Source organism: [Flexibacter] sp. ATCC 35103 (genome assembly GCF_001975985.1).
In the GTDB taxonomy this organism is placed as follows: domain Bacteria; phylum Bacteroidota; class Bacteroidia; order Flavobacteriales; family Flavobacteriaceae; genus Flavobacterium.
This window is the reverse complement of the sequence record NZ_MTQF01000008.1, coordinates 113,345-135,423: the sequence shown is the minus strand read 5'-3', so window position 1 is coordinate 135,423 and position 22,079 is coordinate 113,345. Positions and strand designations below refer to the sequence as shown.

Below are 22,079 nucleotides of genomic sequence, written 5' to 3'. Positions count from 1 at the left end.
TAATTTAAGGGACTGAGGAACTAAGTTTCTAAGATCCTAAGTTTTACTTCAAAGGTTTTATTTAGAGATTTCTTGGAAATATATCTTTTTTCTTCAACTTCAAAAATTGAATTGTCTTCTGCTTTAGCTGGAGTTAAGCGATTTAAATATATAGACGGTTTTAGCCAAATTTAAAATTTAGATGTAGATTATAAATTAGAGATAATCTTAAATTTAAGATTCAAGTTCTATCATAAAAAAACGAGGTAAGTTTTAAAAACCTACCTCGTTTCTTGTTTAAACTAAATTGTATTATAGCGAATATTTCAAAGTAATACCGTAAGTTCTCTGATCTCCAATTACACCGGCATATTGTCCTGTGTTTCCACCTGCAGGTAATAATTGTTCGTAATAATCTTTATTTAAAAGATTACGTCCCCAAAATTGAATCGATAATCCCTGAGAAGCACGGAAACCTAAACGAGCATTAAAAATAGCATAACCAGGAACAGTTAAATATTTTGAAGCCGAAGGGCTTGAAGAGAATTCAGAACGGGCATAAGAATCTAAACCAAAGAAAGCTTTTCCTGAATTTCCGAAGAATTTAGCGTTATTAGAAAGTTCACCTCCAAGAGACCCGGCCCATTTTGAAGCACCAGGTAATTCAGTTCCTGAAACATCTTTAAAAGCTACCGGAGCGCCTGTTTCTTCTAACGGAAGTGGTGCGTTTGTAAATTTTACATATTTACCATCAGTATAAGTTGCAGCACCATTAATAGTTAAATGTTGACTAATAACAAAACTTGCATCAAGTTCAGCACCTCTTACGCGTACTTTATCAGCATTAGCAAGATAACCACGATTTACGCCCAACTCAGCTGCCTGAACGTTGGTTTGAAAATCTTTAATATCTGTATTAAAGAATGCAAGGTTAAATACTGAATTTCTAAAAGGAGAAGTTTTTACTCCTACTTCATAATGATTTACTTTTTCTGGTTTAATTACTGCAAGATCAAGTAAAGGCAATCCTTTTGCATCTGTAGGAAGTCCGGCTACGTTTATACCAACCGGTTTGTAACTTTTTGCATAAGTAGCATAAAGATTGATCTTGTCTGAAGCTTTAAAAGTTAATGTTAAGTTTCCTGAAAAGTCAGTATTGTCAGTACTGGAATCAAAAGCCTGATCAGAATAAACTAATTTTTTTAAAGCTAATAATGCCGGATCAGTAGTTTGTAAACCTCCATATGTTGTACGGGCATAATGCGCGTCTTTTTTATCAAAATTATATCTTAAACCTGGTAAAACATGCAGGCGATCTGTAATAGCCCAGTCAATCTGTCCAAATACTGCAGCACTTGATGCTCTTATATTTGCATCAGTTTTGATTCCGTATCCTTCAAAAAGACCAGGAGTTTTCCATAAGGCACTGGTAGTACTTTGAGCAAATCTCCATTGTGCATTCCCGGATTCCTCTGTACCATCTGTTTGAGAGGTTTGATCGATGAAAAATACACCTACAACACCACTTATTTTAGATGTAAGCTGTCCTGCGTAACGAACCTCTTGTGTAAATTGAGTTTGTCTTGTTGGGTTTTGAGATTTTGCTAACACTTGTAATCCTGTAAAATCTCTGTCATTTGATGGATCCCAGTTCCAAAAACGCCAGGCTGTAGTTGAAGTAAGTGTTCCTGAACCAATTTTTGTATCAATATTCAAAGATATACCTCCCATATCCTGATTTGAGCGCCATGGTGTATCGTGATCGATTTTACGATCAAAAGCATTTGTACTTGGAAGCTGATAGTTTAAATCTTTTATGATAGCATCAAATTGGCGATATGCCGCTCTTTGAGTAGGAGCAACACCGGCAACAACTTGCGCGTATCCATCCGGGCGTTGAGTTGTAATATCTCCGGCTAATATAATATTAGTGTTTTCTGTTGGAGTCCAAAGTAACTGACCTCTAATTCCCTGATTGTTTAAAGTATTTGTAGGTCTTCCAGTAGCAACATTATCAATTAAACCGTCACGTTGTGTTCCTGAGAAAGATAAACGACCTGCTACTTTTTTGCCTAAAGCTCCTGTAACAGATGCTTTTGCTTGTAGAAAATTATAGTTTCCGTAGCTCACTTCAAAATCAGCACCAGAAGTAAAACTTGGTTTGCGAGTAGTAATGTTAAAAGCACCAGAAGTTGTGTTTTTACCAAATAAAGATCCCTGAGGTCCGCGTAATACTTCGATTTGCTCAACATCAATAAAGTCTAAAGTGGTTGCAGCAGGACGAGCATAATAAACTCCGTCTACATAAAAACCAACTCCCGGATCAATACCATCATTGGTAAGACCAAAAGGAGAACCAAGACTACGAATGTTTATTCCGGTATTTCTGGGATTAGAAGAGTATAATTGTACAGATGGAACTAGCTCTTTAATACGGTTTACGTTAAAAGCTCCCGTTTGTTCTGCTTGTTTACCTGTAATAACTGATATTGCAATTGGCACATCCTGAACTTTTTCTATTCTTCGTCTTGAGGAAACAACAACTTCAATAAGTTCATTTTCTTCTTTAATTGTTAATTGTAACGGAGCAGTTGGTAAAGCAGTAAGTTCTACTTCTGTAGTTTTATATCCAACATATTGAATTAAAATTGTAACCGGAAGTTTTCCTTTACTGTCAATAATAAATCTTCCGTCGCTATCTGTAGTAGTATTAGAAGTTGTTCCTTTAATAACCACGTTAGCGGCTTCTAGTGGAATGTTTTCGCTGGTTTTAACGACACCTTCAATGTTTTGTGCAAATGATATTGAGAAAGTTAAAAAGAATAGTATTGTAAATATATTTTTTATATAATTTTTCATTTTTACATTAAGTATATGTGATTAGTAGAATTTAAATTAATTTTTTTTTTTTACCAGCACATACACATCATAGAAGAATTGTTTTTCACAGAAGTGAAATCATTATTTTGGTTTCTTTGCAAAAGATTTTTAGAGCCTGATCGATTGTAATCTACTTTCATGGGTTAAAATTTTGGAAATGGTTGTTGTTTTTTTTGCAAATATATGTAAATTCTATAGATTTACTAGGAATTAGGAAATATTTTTTTATTTCTTTACAAGTGAGGCGATTGTGATGCCTTGCATTGCTTTAAGAGTTTCATCCCGAATGATCATTAGACCATGTCTTAGACTGCATTCTTCCTCGGTTTTACAATCAGAACATGGCTCGTAAAAGTTTAACGAAGCACATGGTAAAAGGGCAATTGCACCATCAAATAAACGGTGAATTTCTGCCAAAGTAATATCGTTTTTAGAACGTATCAAATAATATCCGCCAAATTTTCCTTGCTTACTGCTTACAAAACGTCCTCGTTTTAGATCCAATAAAATTTGCTCTAAAAACTTTTTAGGAATATTGGCGCCATCAGCAATTTCTATCGTTCTTGAAATGTGATTTTCGTCTTGTTCTGCTAAATAAAGTAAGGCCTTAAGGGCGTATTTTGCTTTATGTGATAACATCTATCTTGAATTATTAATTGTAAATATAAATTTTAAAACTGTCACTGCAAACTGTGACTTCGTTTTTACCAGCCTCCGCTAGAACCTCCACCGGAGAATCCGCCTCCGCCAAAACCTCCGCCAAAGCCTCCGCCGCCTCCGGATGAGCCACCGCCAAAACCTCCTCCAAATCCGCCGCCTCCGCCGCTTCTTCCAAGACTGCTTAAAAGAATAACATCGAGCAAGCTTGGTCCTCCGCCGCTATTATTGCCTGAATTTCCTCCGCCACCTTTATTTCGCGACAGTAAAATTAATACAATTACAACAATTACAATAAACGGAAATATCGGAAAATCTTTTCCTTTGCTTTGCTGCTTGCGTTCGCCTTTGAATTTTCCTTTAAAAACATCAATTATAGCATCCGTTCCTTTATCAAGGCCATTATAAAAACTTCCGGCCTTAAATTCCGGAATAATAATATTTCTAATTATTGTTCCGCCAATTCCGGCAGTCAATCGGTCTTCAACTCCGTATCCGGGATTAATTGCGATTTTCTTTTCGTTTTTAGCCAATAAAATAACCACTCCGTTATCATCTTTTGCAGTTCCTCCAATTCCCCAGGTTTGTCCCCATTTTGTAGCTAACTGGCTTACATCTTCGCCTTTTAGGCTTTCGATTGTAATGACTACGATCTGAGTTGTGGTAGAATCTGAGTAACGAATAAGCTTTTCTTCCAATTGTGCCTTTTCAGACGCACTTAAAATATTCGCATAATCATAAACAGAAGTTTGAAAACTTGGTTTTTCAGGAATTGTAAATTGCGCAAAAATGCAATTGGTAGAAAAAAAAGCGATTAGCAAAAAGGTAAACTGAAAAAGTCCTTTTGAATAAGATATTTTGTTTTTGGAAAATTTCATTGTTTATCCTTTTGAGATTTCGTTTGATAATTCGTTCGTGTCACCTTCAAACCACGGAAAGTATTTTTTTAATTGTTCACCGGCATTTAATATGCCATCTACAATACCTTGCTTAAAGTTTCCTGATTTAAATTGTGCGATCATAGCATCTTTGGTACAATCCCAAAAATCTGATGCAACCACATCATTTATGCCTTTATCACCACAAATAGCAAACGTTTTGTCTGCTACGGCAAAGTAAAATAAAACCCCATTTTGTTGTTGGGTTTCATTCATTTTTAATTCGTAAAAAACTTCTAAAGCTCTGTCAAAAGGAACTTTAGAAGTCGTTTTTTCTATATGTACTCTAATTTCGCCAGAAGTGTTTTTTTCGGCCACGCGAATCGCTTCAACAATGGTTAATTCTTCTTCTTTGGATAAAAAATCTTCTACTTTTGACATTGGAGTTATTTTAAATATTACATTATTAGATAGTAGATTATAGACTAAATCTTAGATTGTAAGAAGGTTGAATAATCTAAAAATCTTAATTTAGAATTTTACTTCAACTGGTTTATCAGCACCTGCAACAGCTTCAAAATATGGTTTTTCTTTGTAGCTTAAAAACCAGTTATTTGGAATTGCAAGAATGTAACCATTGTAATCTTGTACAGCTTCATTAAAACGAGTTCTTGCTGTTAAAATTTGGTTTTCTGTACTTGCCAATTCGTCCTGTAATTTTAAGAAATTCTCGTTTGCTTTTAATGTTGGATATTGCTCAACAGAAACTAACAATCTTGACAAAGATGAAGATACACCACTTTGTGCCTGGTTGTATTGCGCTAATTGTTCCGGAGTTACATTACTTGGATCAATAGTTACAGAAGTAGCTTTTGCACGAGCTTCGATTACAGCTGTTAATGTTGATTTCTCAAAATCTGCAGCTCCTTTTACAGTGTTTACTAAATTTCCAATAAGGTCATTTCTTCTTTGGTAAGTAGTACTCACATTTCCCCATTCTTTATTAACTGCCTGATTTTTTTGCAAACCAGTATTTTTAATTCCAATTGACCAAAAAGCAATAATAGCAATAAGTACTACTATAATTCCTACGGGGATTAACCATTTTTTCATATTCGTTTTGATTTAAGTTTATTTCTATTTTTAATTACAATTCGTTCTTAATTTCGTTTAATTGTGTTTTTATCGTCTCTAATTTACGTATTATTTCGAATTTATCTAATGTTTTCTTTTGTCCTTCTTTTAGATGTGTTCTCGCGCCATCAAGAGTAAAACCTCTTTCTTTAACTAAATGATAAATCAATTGCAGGTTGGTAATATCTTCCGGTGTAAACATTCTATTGCCCTTCGCATTCTTTTTAGGTTTCAAAATATCAAATTCGCTATCCCAAAACCGTATCAATGATGCATTGACATTAAAAGCTTTGGCAACTTCGCCAATGCTATAATATCTTTTATCCTTTGAAAGCTCAATGTGCATGATTTTTAATTTTCTATTTTAATTCCAAAAATACTACTTTTTGGAGGATTAATCTAATGACTGGTTCTCTTGGTTTGCCATTTGTGAAATTGCCACATATTCTACTGCCGAAATATTTCCGTAATAAAAATTCAGCGGGTTTACGACTTTTCCGTCTTTATGAACTTCATAATGACAATGAGGACCTTCCGATCTACCAGTACTTCCTACATACCCAATAACATCGCCTCGTTTGACATGTTGTCCGGCTCTGCAGTTGTATTTACTTAAATGAGCGTATAAACTTTCGTATCCAAAACCATGCCTGATCACAACATGATTTCCAAATCCTGACGCCGCTGCATCTGCTCTTTCTACAACGCCATCACCTGTGGCGTAAACGGGAGAACCTGTGTTTGCTGTAAAATCCATTCCGTTATGCATCTTTCGAACTTTCGTAAACGGATCAGTTCTGTATCCAAAACCAGATGCCATTCTTTTTAAATTCTCATTCCTGACAGGCTGGATAGCCGGAATTGCCAATAACAGGTTTCCTTTTGTACTCGCTAATTGCAAAATTTCATCTAATGATTTCGATTGTATGGCTAACTCTTTTGACAATTTGTCAATGCGTTTTGTTGTACTCAATACCAACTGTGAGTTGTTGTATCCTTCTAAATCTTTATAACGTTTTGGATCTCTAAAACCTGCTTTTCTAATCGAATCAGGAATTTCAGTCTTATTAAAATAAACCCTGTAAATATTGTTATCCCTGTTTTCTAAAGCTTCGGTTACATCATCTATTTCATCCATTTTTTTGTTTAAAATGGCATATTGCAACTTCAAATTTTCAATTTCACGTGCCTGTAATCGATCTTTTGGAGTTTCGAAATAAGAAGTGTTGATTAAAAGTACAAAAACTAAAAAACCAAACAACGCTGATGCCAGCAAAAACAGCAAAGCGTAGCCAATTTTAGCCCGTTTTCTGGTTTTTATTTTCGTATAAGCCAGATTTTCTGAGTCGTAATAATATTTTACTTTCGCCATATTTTAAAATACCCTATTTTTGCAGCTTGTAAAATAAGTTAGTCGAACAAATTTAAGAAATGTTTCAGTTGTTCCCAGCTTTTTTCAAGAATAAAATAATTAGATAATGTGTCAATTTGATAATTAGATAATGTATTAAAAACGAAATTTATTGTTATAAATTTTAAGTTTTTTAATTAAAAAGATCTATTAGTCACATTTTCAGATTGATGAATTATCTAATTGACACATTATCACATTATCTCATTATAAAACATGAAATCACAAGACGTACGTAAACAATTTTTAGATTTTTTTAAAAGCAACGGACACTTAATCGTTCCGTCGGCTCCTATTGTGCTTAAAGACGACCCAACCTTAATGTTCAATAACTCGGGAATGGCTCAGTTTAAAGAATATTTTTTAGGAAACGGAACTCCAAAAAGCAAAAGAATAGCCGATACGCAAAAATGTCTTCGTGTTTCAGGTAAACATAACGATCTTGAAGATGTAGGTTTTGATACGTATCACCATACGATGTTCGAAATGTTAGGGAACTGGTCTTTTGGAGATTATTTCAAAAAAGAAGCAATCAATTGGGCTTGGACTTTATTGACGGAAGTTTATAAAATTCCAAAAGAAAATCTATATGTTTCGGTTTTTGAAGGAAGCAAAGAAGATAATGTTCCTTTTGATCAGGAAGCTTGGGATATCTGGAAAACATTAATCGATGAGGACAGAATTATCCTTGGAAATAAAAAAGATAATTTCTGGGAAATGGGAGATCAGGGACCATGCGGACCTTGTTCTGAAATTCACGTTGATTTACGTCCTGAATCTGAAAAAGCATTGGTTTCAGGAAAAAGTCTGGTAAATAATGATCATCCACAAGTTGTTGAAATCTGGAATAATGTATTCATGGAATTCAATCGTAAAGCAGATGGATCTTTGGAAAAACTTCCTGCGCAACACGTTGATACCGGAATGGGATTTGAGCGTTTGTGTATGGCTTTACAAGGAAAAACATCGAATTATGATACTGATGTTTTTACACCGCTTATTGAGAAAGTAGAACAAATTACAGGTTTAAAATATACATCTGATGAAGTAAAAAACATCAGTGAAGAACAAAATAAAACCAATATTGCGATTCGTGTTGTAGTAGATCACGTTCGTGCGGTTGCTTTTGCAATTGCCGACGGACAATTACCATCAAATACTGGAGCTGGTTATGTAATTCGTAGAATTTTACGTCGTGCAATTCGTTACGGATTTACTTTCTTAGGAACAAAAGAGCCTTTTATCAATAAATTGGTAGAAGTTTTGGCAAATCAAATGGGAGAATTTTTCCCGGAAATCAAATCGCAACAACAATTGGTTACGAATGTAATTCGTGAGGAAGAAGCTTCTTTCTTAAGAACTATTGACATAGGAATAAATAAATTAAATAATCAAATTGAAGATTTAAAATTAAGAGTTGATAAAGGACTAAAATTTAGTGGTGAATTAGCATTTGAATTATATGATACATATGGATTTCCTTTAGATTTAACACAATTGATAGTTAAGGAGAATTCTTTTGAAATCGATTCCGATTTATTTGAAAAATTAATGCAGGAACAAAAAAATCGTTCACGTGCAGCATCAGAAATTTCAACAGAAGACTGGTCCGTTTTGATTCCAGGAAATGTAGAAACATTTGTTGGATATGATAAAACAGAAAACGAAGTAAAAATCACTCGTATTAGAAAGGTTGATTCTAAAAAAGACGGAATTCTATACCAAATCGTTTTAGATAATACACCATTTTATCCGGAAGGAGGAGGACAAGTTGGAGATAAAGGAACTTTAGTTTCGGCAAATGAGACAATCGAAATTATTGATACAAAGAAAGAAAACAATTTGATTTTGCATTTTGCAAAACAGTTGCCTGAAAATATTGAAGCTGGTTTTGTTGCAAAAGTAAATAACGATTTAAGAGGTTCAACTTCTAAAAATCACTCTGCTACGCATTTAATGCATTTGGCTTTAAGAAACCTTCTTGGAACTCACGTAGAACAAAAAGGTTCATTGGTAAACCCAAATTATTTACGTTTTGACTTTTCGCATTTTTCTAAAGTTTCAGAGGAAGAATTACGTCAGGTTGAAGCAAGTGTAAATGCGCAAATTGAAGCACAATTGCAATTGGTAGAACACAGAAACATTCCAATTAAAGAAGCATTAGATAAAGGTGCAATGGCTTTATTTGGAGAGAAATACGGAGATAATGTCCGTATGATTGAATTTGGTGAAAGTAAAGAACTTTGCGGTGGAATTCACGTGAAAAACACAGCAGAAATCTGGCATTTCAAAATCATTTCTGAAGGTGCAGTAGCAGCTGGAATTCGTCGTATTGAAGCAATTACAGGTGATGCAGTAAAAGATTTCTATAAAAATCAAGAAAATACTTTATCTGAAATCAAAGAAACATTAAAAAATCCACAGGATATTTTAAAATCTGTTGCTTCTTTACAAGATGATAATGCAAAATTGAAAAAGCAAATCGAGCAATTACTAAAAGAAAAAGTAAATGCTTTAAAATTGGATTTAGAGAAAGGTTTTCAGGAAGTAAACGGCGTAAATTTCCTTGCAAAACAAGTAGATTTAAGCATGGCATCAACAAAAGAGCTGGCTTCTGCTTTAGGAAGTTCAAAACCAGATTCGTTTGTGTTTTTGGCTTCAGTAGAAGATGGTTTGCCAAATATTCACTGTTATATCGCTAAAGAATTAGTAGCCGCTAAAAGCTTAAATGCAAATGCAGTTATTAAAGAATTAGGAAAATATATTGAAGGAAACGGGGGAGGACAACCTTTCTTCGCATCCGGAAAAGGTAAAAATGTTGCTGGAATCGCTGAGGCTTTGGCACACGCAATTGATTTTGTAAAATAACGGATTAAGAATTTTTACAAAACGTTCTTTTATATTTCGCGCAAAGACGCAGAGTCGCAAAGTTTTTAAAAGCTTTGCGACTTTTTTTATTTTATCGAAATTAAATTTTGTAAGTTTATACTTAATTTAATAGATATGAATGAAAATGAAATTTCAGCTATCGTAGTTGATATCTGTTACAAAATGCATGTGAAACTTGGACCTGGTTTATTAGAGTCGGTTTATGAAGCAATTTTATATTACGAATTAACTAAAAAGGGATTATTTGTAGAAAGACAAAAAACACTTCCAGTTGTTTGGGATGAAATTAAACTAGATATTGGTTTCCGAACTGATTTAATAATTGAGAATAAATTGATTTTAGAAATTAAATCAATTGAAAAAATAACAGAAGTTCATGCAAAGCAAGTTATGACATACTTAAAAATTACAAAAATGAAATTAGGCTTGCTGATAAATTTTAATGTGCCTTTGATTAAATTTGGTATTACAAGAATTGTTAATAATCTTTAAGTTGGCTCAATATTAAAAAACATTATAAAAAAGGCACAGAATCAAATACTTTGCGACTTTGCGTCTTTGCGCGATTTTTTTTTCTTTTTATTAAGTTGAGATAAAAACTTATTGATAAAAAAAGCAAAGTCGCAAAGCATCAAATACTTTGCGACTCTGCGTCTTTGCGAGATTATTTTTTACTTTATTTAAATTGAGATAAAAGCTTATTTTACAAGTCGCAAAGCATAAAAAAACTTTGCGACTCTGCGTCTTTGCGCGATTAAAAAAAAATCACTTTCTTTCCCCAATTTGCTGACGCCACATAGCGTAATACAAACCTTTCTCGACAATTAAATCGTCATGTTTACCAGATTCGATGATTTTACCTTGTTCAAGAACAAATATTCTATCGGCATGCATTACAGTTGACAATCTATGTGCGATTAAAACGGTAATTCTGTTTTTATCAGATATATTTCTGATTGTAGTATTGATTTCTTCTTCAGTAATAGAATCTAATGCTGAAGTTGCTTCATCAAAAATCAATAAATTCGGATTTCTTAAAATGGCGCGAGCAATAGATAAACGTTGTTTTTCACCACCTGAAACTTTAATTCCGCCTTCACCAATCGTGGTATTTAAACCATCTTCGGCACGCTTTAATAATTTATCACAACTTGCTCTTTTCAATGCATCGTATAAATCTTCATCGGTAGCATTTGGTTTTACGAATAATAAATTTTCACGAATTGTTCCGGAGAATAACTGAGCATCTTGCGTAACGAATCCTAATTGCTTTCTTAAGTCAAGTAAATCAATATCTGTAGAATCAATATCGTTATATAATACCTGACCTTCTGCGGGTGTATATAAACCTACCAATAATTTAACCAATGTTGTTTTTCCGGAACCTGACGGGCCAACGAAAGCAACAGTTTGCCCTTGTTTTATTTCAAAATTAATATTTTCGACTGCTTTAAACTTCGCAGTTTTATGTTGAAAACTCACATTCGAAAAAAGCAAAGATTGAATCGCTCCAACATGCTTTGGATTTTTAGGACGAAACTCTTTTGGAGCACTTAATAAAGTTTTAAAGTTTTCCATCGAAACTTTGGTTTCATTCAATGCAATGATAAAATTTCCTAATTCTTGCAGAGGCCCAAAAATAAAGAAGGTAAAAAATACCATCGTTAATAAATCACCAACTATAATCTTTTGTCCAAACAAGAAGTAGTACAAAGTAAAAACTACGCAAGTTCTTAAAAAATGAACTGTTGTTCCCTGAATAAAACTCAAACTTCTGATAAAACGGATTTTCTCCAATTCAAGTTGCAGGATTTTAAACGTGTTTAAGTTCAAACGTTTTTCTTCCTGATAGGTTAATCCAAGACTTTTTACAAGTTCAATATTTCTTAAACTTTCGGTTGTAGATCCTGCCAAAGCATTGGTTTGATTTACAATTTTTCGGGAAACAATCTTTATTTTTTTACCTAAATAAGAACTGATTAAAGCAATAATAGGAGCGGTAACCAAAAAGATAAGCGAAATACGGTAATCGATTCGGGCAACATATACAATTACAAATATGAATCCGATAATGGTTTGAAAAATCAAAGAGATCGAAAGTGTAATTAATTTTTCAGAATCAGATCGAACTTTAGTCAGTTTGCTTAAAGTTTCACCGCTTCGTTGATCTTCGAATTCGGCATATGGCAAATCAAGTGATTTTTTGATTCCGTCCGTATACATTTGTGCTCCGGTTCTCTGAATCACTACATTGGTAAAATAATCCTGAAAATTTTTGGTAATTCTGGAAACCATTGCAGCACCAAGAGAAAGACCAAGCCAGAAGGACAAAGATTTTATGAATCCAATTTCGTTTCCTGCGTATTTGTGCAAACCAACGCCGCAATCCTGCATTAATTTACCGGTAATAATAGAGTCTGATAAGCTGAAACAAATGTTTATAGAGGCCATAATCAAAGCAAAAAGCAGGAGCATTTTATGCTTGATTATATAAGAATATAATAATTTCATATAAGGAGTTAAATTTATGGAAGATGCAAAAGTAGTGAATAGTTTGAGTTTATGAATCTGCTTTTTGTTATTAAAAAACTAAATTTTAGATGATTTTAGTTTTTAATTTATATTTGCAGGATTGATACTAAATAACCTGTTAAAAAAAATGAAAAATATTATATTCGTTTTCAGCGCTTTGTTGGCGCTTACATCATGTTCAAATAATGACAATAATTCATCTGAAGATACTTCTTCTTCAGAAAATAACTCAATTTTACCTAAAACAATTTCTTATGTCTATCCAAATGTAAACTTAGGGACGAATAGTACTAGCACATTAAATTATGATGGAAATAAAATTATAAGTAGTGTTAAAAAGGATTCAAAAACAACATTTATTTATGAAGGAAATCTTATTACAAAGCAAGAACAATTTGATATAGATTCCAATGGAAAAGAGATTAAAGATGTGGAAGTTTTATATACTTATGAAAGTGGAAAATTAAAAACAAGAATTACAAGAGAATATTTCACAACTAAATATCCTAACGGAGAATACATAGGCAAAACAGTTTATACTCATGTTTCAAATAGTTTAATTTCATATATAGATTACACTGTTGATATAGATACCCAAATTGAAACAAAAATTAGCGAAGGAACTTTTACTTATAAAGACGGTAATCTTATTGAAGACAAAAATGTTAGAGGAGTTTCTACATCGACAAGAACTTATGAATATGATATTAAAAATAATCCTCTAAAAAATATTCTAGGCTTAGATTTATTATTAAAAGAAACAGAAATTTCTCGTAACAACATATTGAAAATTAAAAGAGTAGATAGTGGTTTGCCTAATCCATCTGTTTATTTAACAAATTACATTTATAATGATAAAGATTTTCCAACGAAACAAACATCATTAGCCGGTGATGGGAAATCTGTAGAATATGAAATTGAATATACTTATTAAAGATTTGAAATTCGAAATTATATCAAAAAACCAAATACTTTCTGTATTTGGTTTTTTTATTGGTGAAAATTGGTGAAATTCGTGTTTAAAATAAAAACATGCAATTCAGAACCCAAATACCAATTTCTAAAACCAATAATCCAATCGATTATAATTCGAAAATAATTTCTATTGGTTCTTGTTTTGCGGAGAATATGGCAGAGAAATTCGATTATTTCAAGTTTCAAAATGTAACAAATCCGTTTGGAATTATTTTTAATCCCGTTTCGATAGAGAAAATAATCAGTCGTGTAATTAAGGAGGAATTTTATGAAGAGAAAGATGTTTTCTTTTATAACGAACGCTGGCATAGTTATGAAGTGCATTCAGATTTAAGTAATGCAGATCGACAGGAATTGCTAGAAACACTTAATAAAGCTATTTCAGAAAGCTATAAAAAATTAAAAGAAGCCACTCATGTCATTATTACTTACGGAACTTCCTGGATTTACAGAAATATAGAAAGCGATGAAATTGTTGCCAATTGCCATAAAGTACCTCAAAAGCAATTTTCGAAAGAATTATTAACTGTTGACGTAATTCAAAAAAGTATCCAAAATACCATTGATTTAATTCAGGTTTTAAACCCTGAAATAAATTTCATTTTTACCGTTTCGCCTGTTCGCCACATAAAAGATGGTTTTACAGAAAATCAATTAAGTAAATCTCATTTATTTGCCGCGCTTCATCAGGTTTTAAAATCCCATAATCCACAAAATATAACTTTTAACTATTTTCCTTCATACGAAATCATGATGGATGAACTTCGTGATTATCGCTTTTATACCGAAGATATGCTGCATCCTAATCCAGTTGCAATAGATTATATCTGGCATAAATTCAATGAAAATTATATTGCAGAAAATAGTATCTCGACTATGCAGGAAATCTCTGAAATACAAAAAAGCCTTCGTCATCGCAGCTTTAATCCTGAGTCAGAACAACATCAAAAATTCTTAATTAAACTTAAGGAAAAGATCAAAGTTATTGAACAAAAATGGTCACATATCAGGTTTTAAAATTCATTTATTTTTTATCATTAGCTTTTTTTAGGCAAAATTAAAAGTAAGAAAATAATTATTTGTTAGTGAAATTTTAGAATAATTGCGCGTAATTATGTAAATTGTTAAGGTTTAAAATTCTCAATTTTGTAAACTGTCCAAGTACAGCTTTTATAATAACGCAACTTTAATCTAATCGTGTTTTATTGACTTATGAATAAGAAATCAGTTCATTTTCTTAAAAAAACACTACGTATACTCCTTTGGTGCGTGGTTTCTATCATTGCACTTTTATTGCTGATAATTGTTTTAATTCAGGTTCCATCCATCCAAAATTATGCAAAAGATAAGGCCATTACCTATCTTCATAATAAAATTAAAACGAAAGTTTCATTAGATCATATTTCTATCAAATTTCCTAAAGATGTAGTTCTGGAAGGTTTTTATTTTGAAGATCAAAATAAAGATACCTTGCTGGCTGGTAAACGTTTAGAAGTTGATGTAGATTTATTTAAATTGGTTAGCAGCGAACTCGAAATTAATTCGGTTTCACTTGAAAACGTCACGGCAAATATTTCCCGAAATAAGAAAGGCGCTTTTAATTTTGATTATATTATAAAAGCTTTTGAATCAAAAGAACCCAAAGTAGAAGATCCGGACAGTAAACCTTTTGTAATATCAGTTGTAGATGTAAATCTGGATAATATTAAATTCAATTTTAAAGATGATTTTGCTAAAAATGACATCAAAGTCAATTTAACACATTTTGATACTAAGTTCAAGGAATTTGATTTAGATAAAATGAATTTTGATATTCCAAATATTAACCTGAAAGGGTTAAAATTAGTTTTGGATCAGGATGTTGTCGAAAAAATTGCCGAAGTATCGGTAAAAACTGTCGATACCATTTCTAAAAGGAAAGATTTTAATTTGAATTTAGGAAAAATCAGTTTATCTCAAATTGATATTGCCTATGATAATAAAGATTCCAAATTAGACTCCGGAATCAAATTAGGTAATCTGAATTTATCAGTTAATAAAATAGATTTGAATAATCAGCTATTGGATTTTGATACTTTCGAATTAAAAAATCTAAAAGGGAATTTACGTTTGGGTGCCAAAGACAAACAAATTAAAACGCCCAGTTTAGATTCAACTGCAATTAAACAGGCAGGATGGAAAGTAAAATTAAATGATGTTGATATAGAAAATATCGCTTTCAGGTTCGATGATATGCAATCAAAACCAGTTTTAAAGGGAATTGATTACAGTCATCTTGATTTGGATAAATTCAATTTTAAAGCAGAGAAATTATATTACGGAAATGATACTATTTCCGGTAATATTAAAGCATTGACGGCAAATGAAAAAAGCGGATTAAATATTCAGTCCTTAAGAACAAATTTCTTTTATGGACCTAAAAACGCTTATTTGAATGATTTGTATTTAAAAACACCACAAACATTACTTCAAAATAAAGTAAAAGTTGCTTATTCTTCGATTGCAACAATTTCTAAAGATTTAGGAAACCTTTCTTTAGATGCAAATTTAAATCAGTCGAAAATAGGTTTTAAAGACATTTTGCTTTTTGCTCCTGATTTGCAAAAAACAAATCCGTTTAAGAGTAATCCAAATGCGATTTTATACCTCAATACACGTTTAAGCGGAAAAATAAAAGATCTTGATATTCCGCAATTCGAAATGAGCGGAATAGGAACTACGAGAGTTTTACTTTCGGGAAAAATAAAAGGTTTGCCTGATGCTCAAAAAGCCTATTATGATCTCGATATCAAGAAAGTTTCGAGTACTTCTAAAGATATTTATTCGTTTATTCCTGCAGGAACAATTCCTAAAAATATTCAGTTGCCGTCGCAGTTAAATTTGCAGGGAAAATTTAAAGGTTCAGTTCAAAATTTCAAAACAAATCTGGCTTTAAACAGTAGTTTTGGAAATGCAAAAGTTGATGGATTATTCGATCAGCGCGTTAAGAAAAAAGAGAAATATGACGCAACAGTTTATTTATTAGATTTTGATTTAGGACGATTGATCAAAAACGATTCAATAGGTAAAATTACACTTAAAGCGAAAGTAAAAGGAAACGGTTTAGACCCAAAAACCGCTCAGGCACAATTTGACGGATTGGTTCAAAAAGCAGTTTTTAACAGATATACGTATAAAGATCTGGCTTTAAAAGGAAATATAGAAAACGGATCATTTGCTGTAAAATCCGGAATGAAAGATCCTAATTTACATTTTGATCTGGTAGCAAGCGGAAATACAAAAGATAAATATCCTTCGATAAAATTAAAACTGAACCTTGATATTGCCGATTTAGAAAAACTGAATCTTCATGCCGGGCCAATGAAAATTCGTGGAAATATCGATGCAGATGTTGCGAATAGTAATCCTGATTTTTTAAACGGAAAAGTGTTTCTTTCAAACATTCAGATTTTACAAGATGCAGAACCAATTGTCTTAGATTCTGTGCGTATAATTGCTTTTGCTAATAATAATCGAAATAATATCAAAATTTCATCTCAGTTTTTAAAAGCTGAAGTAGACGGAAAATACAAATTGACGACATTAACCGCGGCGATTAAAAAATCAGTATCGAAATATATTGATTTAAAAAATCCGAAAGTAAATGGGGAATCAGACGAACAACGTTTGGCTTTTACCTTAAAAATTGATAATGATCCTATACTTTTTAAATTGGTTCCTAAATTAACCGGTTTAGAGCCTATTAATATTACCGGAAAGTACAATAATGTTGCAGACTCTTTAGAAATAAAGGGAACGATTCCAAGAATTGTTTACGCTGATAATACGATATCTGACGGGAAAATAAATATCGAAGGCAAAGAAAATGCTTTAGAGTATTCGGTTTCTGTGGCAACGATTGAAAGCGGTTCCTTAAAAATTCCCTTTACAAGTTTATCCGGAAAAGTCGAAAATAATCTTTTGACGTATGCACTTGAAGTAAAAGATGCAAAAGACAAGCAACAATATTTTATTGCAGGAGAATTTAAATCAGAAGATTCTAAAAACATCTTTAAAATCGATGCAGAAAACTTTGTACTGAATTATGACAAATGGACTGTAGATCCTGAAAATGCAATTGAATTTGGAGGAAAAAGACTTTACATCAATAAATTTTACTTGTCGAATTCAGGAAACGAATTAAAAATACAATCTGAAGGAAATCAGGATAATTCACCGTTAAAAGTTGATTTTGTAAACTTCAAAATCGAAACGATTATGAACATTGTCAAAAAAGACAAACTTTTGATGCAAGGTTTGATTAATGGAAATGCAGTTGTAGAAAATGTGATGACGAAACCCACTTTTACATCTGATTTAAAAATTGATGAATTTGCTTTTAGAGGAGAGCCTGTTGGTGATATTGCAATAAAAGTAGATAATAAAACCAATAATTTACTGGCAGCAAATGTTACGCTTAGCGGTGAAGAAAATGACATGAACTTAACAGGTAACTATAAAATTGATGATGGTAATCTTGATTTTAATCTCGATTTAAACAAACTGAATATTAAGAGTATTCAGGGTTTTACAATGGGCAATATTACGGAAGGAACAGGATTTTTAGCCGGGAATTTTAAAATTACAGGAAATGTAAGTGCACCAAAAGTTAACGGAGAATTAAATTTTAAAGATACAGGTTTCAGAGTAAAAAAACTGAACTCATTCTTTAAGACCCAAGACGAAAAAATCACGCTTCAAAATGACGTTATTACTTTCGATAAATTTACATTTCATGATGAGAATGATAATGAGCTGACCATAAACGGAACCATAAAATCTGCCGATTACAGCAATTTTGATTTTGGATTAACTATCGTGGCAGATGATTTTAGAGCTATACATTCTAAAGAAGCAGACAACGATTTATTTTATGGGGATTTAATTCTGGATACTAAACTAAACATAAAAGGAACACTTGAAAATCCTGTTGTTGGCGGAAATATTAAAATAAACAAAGACACTAAGTTTACGGTTGTTTTGCCACAATCAGACCCTTCAATTGCTGACAGAGAAGGTATTGTAGAATTTGTTGATGAAGATAATATGTATCTGAAACAAACTATTGCAATGGAAAACAAACTAAATCAATCTGAATTGGTTGGTATGGATGTGAGCGTTGAAATTGCCATAGATAAAGAAGCTGAACTAACGCTTGTAATCGATAAAGGAAACGGAGATTATCTAAACCTAAAAGGGGAAGCCCAACTTACAGGAGGAATTGATCCTTCTGGAAAAACGACTTTAACCGGTAAATATGAGTTTTCTGAAGGGGCATATGAAATGAACTTTAATATGATTCGTCGAAAATTCGATATTCAGAAAGGAAGTTATATTATCTGGAACGGAGAACCTACAATGGCGAGTTTGAATATTACGGCTATTTATAAAGTAGAAACAGCACCAATAGATTTGCTTGGCAATCAATTGCCAACAGATAATCCTACGGTGAGAAATACATACAAACAGAAAATTCCGTTTCAGACATTATTAAAAATGAACGGTGAACTTTTAAAACCAGAAATTACTTTTGATATTGTACTTCCTGACGGAAATTATGATGTTTCTACAGATGTTGTATCGCTTACGCAAACAAAACTGGAACAATTACGACAAGAGCCAGCTGAATTAAATAAACAGGTTTTTGCGCTTTTATTACTAAATAGATTTATTGGCGAAAACCCATTTGCAAGCGAAAGTGGCGGAACAAGTGCAGAATCTCTTGCCAGACAGAGTGTGAGCAAAATACTTTCGCAACAATTAAATGATCTTGCAGGAGAATTAATTACCGGAGTTCAACTAGAATTTGATCTTGAATCGACAGATGATTATACCACAGGAACAAAGGAAAACAGAACTGATTTGAATGTGGGCGTTTCTAAAAAACTATTAAACGACAGATTAAAAGTAACCGTAGGAAGCAGCTTTGCAGTCGAAGGCCAGGAGCGTGCTAACGAAGAAAGCACCAATATTGCGGGAGATGTAGCCTTAGATTATCAGCTTACAAAAGACGGACGTTATATGGTTCGTGCCTATCGAAAAAACGAATATCAGGTCGCAGTAGAAGGACAGGTTGTCGAGACCGGAGTTGCTTTTATTATTACCATGAGTTACAATAAATTCAGAGAGCTTTTTCATCGTAGTGCAGCAGAAAGAGAAATGATTAAAGAAGAAAAGCTACGCAAAGAGAAAAGAAAACTCAAAGAAAAAGAAGACAAGAAAAAAGAAGAAAACGAAGAAAATCAAATTGAAGGAAATGAGCAAAAAACATAGCAATATAACAATTAGATATGCAAAATATTTTATAGCGCTGTCCTTGTTTTTTGTTTTTGGGTGCAGCAATACAAAATATTTAGCCGAAGGAGATTTATTGTATACAGGAGGTTCTGTGACAGTAAAAGATTCTATTATAAAAAAGAAAGACAGAAAAGAACTGGAGAAAGAACTCGAAGACCTTTTGCGTCCTAAACCCAACAAACAAATATTGGGGTTACGTCCTAAATTATGGATTTATAATATTGCCGGTGAACCTAAAAAGAAAAAAGGAATTCGATATTGGCTTCGTAATAAAGTAGGGGAACAACCCGTACTTTTCAGCAAAGTCGACTTAGATTATAATGCCTCTGTACTTAGAAGTTTTACAGAAAACCGCGGTTATTTTAAAAGCCGTGTCAGCGCAGATTCTACTGTGAGAAACAAAAGAGTAACAGCTGAATATACAGTTATACCCAAAAAACAATATATCATTAAAAGCGTGACATTTCCGGATGATTCCCTGGCAATGTCAAGAATAATTGGAAGATCAAGCCGAAGAAGTTTATTAAAAGTAGGAAAACCGTATGACCTGGATATTATAAAAGCCGAAAGAGAAAGAATAGATGCAAGACTTAAAGAGAGAGGATATTTTTACTTTAATCCAGATTATATTTTAGCTCAGGTGGACAGCAGTAAAGGCGATCATGAAGTAAAAATTAAATTGGTCATAAAAGCTGATGCTCCGCCAAAAGCGCTTACGGCGTACAAAATTAATAAGATTGTTGTATATCCCAATTTTACTGTTTCTAAAGACAGTGTAAAATACACTCAAAAAGATATTGTTCAATATAAGGATTTTACAATTATTGATACCGCAAATACTTTTAAACCAAGGGTTTTTGATCGGGCAATTTTTTTTAAAAAAGGAGATTTATACAGTAGAAAAGATCATAATCTAACACTAAATCGTTTCGTAAATTTGGGAACTTTTAGTTTTGTGAAAAATGAATTTAAACCTTCAGACAGTTTAAAAAACAGTTTGGATTCTTATTATTACCTGACACTTTTGCCTAAGAAATTTATTCGGGTTGAGGTTTTAGGAAAAACAAATTCCGCAAGTTATACCGGAACAGAAGTAAATGTAAACTGGAATAACAGAAACTTATTTCGCGGTGCTGAATTGCTTACGGTTTCTGTTTTTGGCGGTGCCGATTTTCAACTTTCCGGAGCTAATAATGGAAAAAACATCTATAAACTGGGAACAGAAACCAGTTTAACATGGCCAAGATTTATCATTCCATTTTTTCATATCGAAGGCTCGAGCGAATATGTGCCAAGAACGAAGGCAACTGTGCGATACGAATTTCAAAACAGGACACAATTATATGCTTTAAACTCTTTTAAAACCTCTTTTGGTTATCAATGGAAAGAGAACATTAGAAAAGAACATCAATTGAATATTCTTGATGTGACGTATGTAAGTCCAAATAATGTGACAGCAGAATATAAACAGGACATTGAGGAAGATGCTTCACTGGGGAAAGTAATCGAAAAGCAATTAATATTTGGTCCAACGTATTCGTATACCTATACCAATACGATGCAAAAACGTAAAAAGAATACATTCTATTTTAATGGTGAACTAGATTTGGCGGGAAATATTACAGGTTTGGTTACAGGCGCAAATGTCAAAAAGAATGATACTATAAAAATATTTGACGTTCCGTTTAGTCAATTTGTAAAGTTAAAAGCTGATTTCAGGCATTATTTAAAACTAAGTAAAGAAAGCGAATTAGCGAGCAGAATTATTGTAGGAGCCGGACTTCCTTATGGAAATTCAGGCGCATTGCCAACATCAAAACAATTTGTTGTGGGAGGAACGAATAGTATTCGTGCCTTTAGGGCAAGATCTCTTGGTCCGGGAAGTTACGTGAATGCAGAAACAACAAATAATTATTTGCCTGATCAATCCGGAGATTTAAAATTAGAATTTAGTACAGAATACAGGGCAAAACTTTTTAGTATTGTTCGTGGAGCTTTATTTGTTGATGCTGGAAATGTCTGGTTGATGAATGCAGATCCTAATAAACCTGGAGGACAGATTACCAAAGATTTTATGAAAGATATCGCCGTTGGTGCGGGAGCAGGATTACGTTTTGATTTGTCTTTTCTGGTTTTAAGAACAGATCTGGCTTTTCCGTTAAGAAAACCGTATTTGCCTCAAGGAGAAAGATGGGTAATCGATGATATTAATTTTGGAAGCGGACCCTGGAGAAAAGATAATTTGATTTTAAACATCGCGATTGGATATCCATTTTAGAAAAAGTATCACGGTTTTTTTTTCTTTTTTGCCACGAATTTTCCCTAATTCATAGTTTGCGCATAATAAGCAATTTCACGAATTTTTAAATTCACGTTATTAAAATTATACATAAAGCATTAGTGAAAAT

The 22,079-nt window shown here is 32.7% G+C and carries 14 protein-coding genes; 6 read left to right on the top strand and 8 right to left on the bottom strand.

Going from position 1 to position 22,079, the window contains the following annotated elements; genetic code table 11:
* Positions 1 to 291: 291 nt before the first annotated feature.
* From BXU01_RS17880 to BXU01_RS17850, 7 genes are all read right to left on the bottom strand, one after another.
* Positions 292 to 2,838: a TonB-dependent receptor gene (locus tag BXU01_RS17880; RefSeq protein WP_083694429.1), complete on the bottom strand. Its 2,547-nt coding sequence runs from the start codon at positions 2,836 to 2,838 to the stop codon at positions 292 to 294.
* 246 nt (positions 2,839 to 3,084) lie between these two features.
* Complete coding sequence (locus BXU01_RS17875) at positions 3,085 to 3,498, bottom strand: Rrf2 family transcriptional regulator (RefSeq protein ID WP_041517419.1); 414 nt, start codon at positions 3,496 to 3,498, stop codon at positions 3,085 to 3,087.
* Positions 3,499 to 3,563: 65 nt separating this feature from the next.
* On the bottom strand, positions 3,564 to 4,394 hold the full coding sequence (locus BXU01_RS17870) for a YgcG family protein (RefSeq protein ID WP_083694428.1): 831 nt from the start codon (positions 4,392 to 4,394) through the stop codon (positions 3,564 to 3,566).
* 3 nt (positions 4,395 to 4,397) lie between these two features.
* Complete coding sequence (locus BXU01_RS17865) at positions 4,398 to 4,835, bottom strand: TPM domain-containing protein (RefSeq protein ID WP_083694427.1); 438 nt, start codon at positions 4,833 to 4,835, stop codon at positions 4,398 to 4,400.
* Positions 4,836 to 4,925: 90 nt separating this feature from the next.
* A complete protein-coding gene (locus BXU01_RS17860) occupies positions 4,926 to 5,507 on the bottom strand; it encodes a LemA family protein (RefSeq protein WP_055094708.1) in 582 nt (193 codons plus the stop codon).
* 34 nt (positions 5,508 to 5,541) lie between these two features.
* Positions 5,542 to 5,874 (bottom strand): MerR family transcriptional regulator, encoded by a 333-nt coding sequence (locus BXU01_RS17855; RefSeq protein ID WP_055094707.1) that lies wholly within the window; start codon positions 5,872 to 5,874, stop codon positions 5,542 to 5,544.
* Between the two features lie 48 nt (positions 5,875 to 5,922).
* Positions 5,923 to 6,900 carry a peptidoglycan DD-metalloendopeptidase family protein gene (locus BXU01_RS17850; protein WP_083694426.1) on the bottom strand — a complete coding sequence of 326 codons (978 nt, stop codon included), beginning with the start codon at positions 6,898 to 6,900 and terminating at the stop codon, positions 5,923 to 5,925.
* 255 nt (positions 6,901 to 7,155) lie between these two features.
* On the opposite strand from BXU01_RS17850, the gene alaS reads away from it, so the two are divergent.
* Positions 7,156 to 9,807 (top strand): alanine--tRNA ligase, encoded by a 2,652-nt coding sequence (gene alaS, locus BXU01_RS17845; protein WP_083694425.1) that lies wholly within the window; start codon positions 7,156 to 7,158, stop codon positions 9,805 to 9,807.
* A 135-nt stretch (positions 9,808 to 9,942) separates the two neighbouring features.
* Positions 9,943 to 10,320, top strand: a complete 378-nt coding sequence (locus BXU01_RS17840) for a GxxExxY protein (RefSeq protein ID WP_083694424.1) — start codon at positions 9,943 to 9,945, stop codon at positions 10,318 to 10,320.
* Positions 10,321 to 10,593: 273 nt separating this feature from the next.
* Here BXU01_RS17840 and BXU01_RS17835 read toward each other — a convergent pair whose 3' ends face one another.
* Positions 10,594 to 12,339, bottom strand: coding sequence for an ABC transporter ATP-binding protein (locus BXU01_RS17835; RefSeq protein ID WP_083694423.1), 1,746 nt, complete (start codon positions 12,337 to 12,339; stop codon positions 10,594 to 10,596).
* A gap of 148 nt (positions 12,340 to 12,487) precedes the next feature.
* Here BXU01_RS17835 and BXU01_RS17830 point away from each other — a divergent pair, with 148 nt between their 5' ends.
* The 4 genes from BXU01_RS17830 (at position 12,488) to BXU01_RS17815 (ending at position 21,949) form a co-directional block, all read left to right on the top strand.
* Positions 12,488 to 13,294: a hypothetical protein gene (locus tag BXU01_RS17830; protein ID WP_083694422.1), complete on the top strand. Its 807-nt coding sequence runs from the start codon at positions 12,488 to 12,490 to the stop codon at positions 13,292 to 13,294.
* A gap of 98 nt (positions 13,295 to 13,392) precedes the next feature.
* Positions 13,393 to 14,352, top strand: coding sequence for a GSCFA domain-containing protein (locus BXU01_RS17825; protein ID WP_083694421.1), 960 nt, complete (start codon positions 13,393 to 13,395; stop codon positions 14,350 to 14,352).
* A 195-nt stretch (positions 14,353 to 14,547) separates the two neighbouring features.
* On the top strand, positions 14,548 to 19,647 hold the full coding sequence (locus BXU01_RS17820) for a translocation/assembly module TamB (protein ID WP_083694420.1): 5,100 nt from the start codon (positions 14,548 to 14,550) through the stop codon (positions 19,645 to 19,647).
* On the top strand, positions 19,631 to 21,949 hold the full coding sequence (locus tag BXU01_RS17815; protein ID WP_083694419.1) for a BamA/TamA family outer membrane protein: 2,319 nt from the start codon (positions 19,631 to 19,633) through the stop codon (positions 21,947 to 21,949). The genes BXU01_RS17820 and BXU01_RS17815 overlap by 17 nt, the downstream gene beginning before the upstream one ends.
* Positions 21,950 to 22,079 lie beyond the last annotated feature (130 nt).

Excerpts from the sequence above, each read along its gene's own strand:
- BXU01_RS17835 (WP_083694423.1), bottom strand. The coding sequence starts at position 12,339 with ATGAAATTATTATATTCTTATATAATCAAGCATAAAATGCTCCTGCTT.
- BXU01_RS17880 (WP_083694429.1), bottom strand. The coding sequence starts at position 2,838 with ATGAAAAATTATATAAAAAATATATTTACAATACTATTCTTTTTAACT.
- BXU01_RS17840 (WP_083694424.1), top strand. The coding sequence starts at position 9,943 with ATGAATGAAAATGAAATTTCAGCTATCGTAGTTGATATCTGTTACAAA.
- BXU01_RS17850 (WP_083694426.1), bottom strand. The coding sequence starts at position 6,900 with ATGGCGAAAGTAAAATATTATTACGACTCAGAAAATCTGGCTTATACG.
- BXU01_RS17830 (WP_083694422.1), top strand. The coding sequence starts at position 12,488 with ATGAAAAATATTATATTCGTTTTCAGCGCTTTGTTGGCGCTTACATCA.
- BXU01_RS17870 (WP_083694428.1), bottom strand. The coding sequence starts at position 4,394 with ATGAAATTTTCCAAAAACAAAATATCTTATTCAAAAGGACTTTTTCAG.
- BXU01_RS17825 (WP_083694421.1), top strand. The coding sequence starts at position 13,393 with ATGCAATTCAGAACCCAAATACCAATTTCTAAAACCAATAATCCAATC.
- BXU01_RS17875 (WP_041517419.1), bottom strand. The coding sequence starts at position 3,498 with ATGTTATCACATAAAGCAAAATACGCCCTTAAGGCCTTACTTTATTTA.
- BXU01_RS17865 (WP_083694427.1), bottom strand. The coding sequence starts at position 4,835 with ATGTCAAAAGTAGAAGATTTTTTATCCAAAGAAGAAGAATTAACCATT.
- BXU01_RS17820 (WP_083694420.1), top strand. The coding sequence starts at position 14,548 with ATGAATAAGAAATCAGTTCATTTTCTTAAAAAAACACTACGTATACTC.
- BXU01_RS17815 (WP_083694419.1), top strand. The coding sequence starts at position 19,631 with ATGAGCAAAAAACATAGCAATATAACAATTAGATATGCAAAATATTTT.
- BXU01_RS17860 (WP_055094708.1), bottom strand. The coding sequence starts at position 5,507 with ATGAAAAAATGGTTAATCCCCGTAGGAATTATAGTAGTACTTATTGCT.
- BXU01_RS17855 (WP_055094707.1), bottom strand. The coding sequence starts at position 5,874 with ATGCACATTGAGCTTTCAAAGGATAAAAGATATTATAGCATTGGCGAA.
- alaS (WP_083694425.1), top strand. The coding sequence starts at position 7,156 with ATGAAATCACAAGACGTACGTAAACAATTTTTAGATTTTTTTAAAAGC.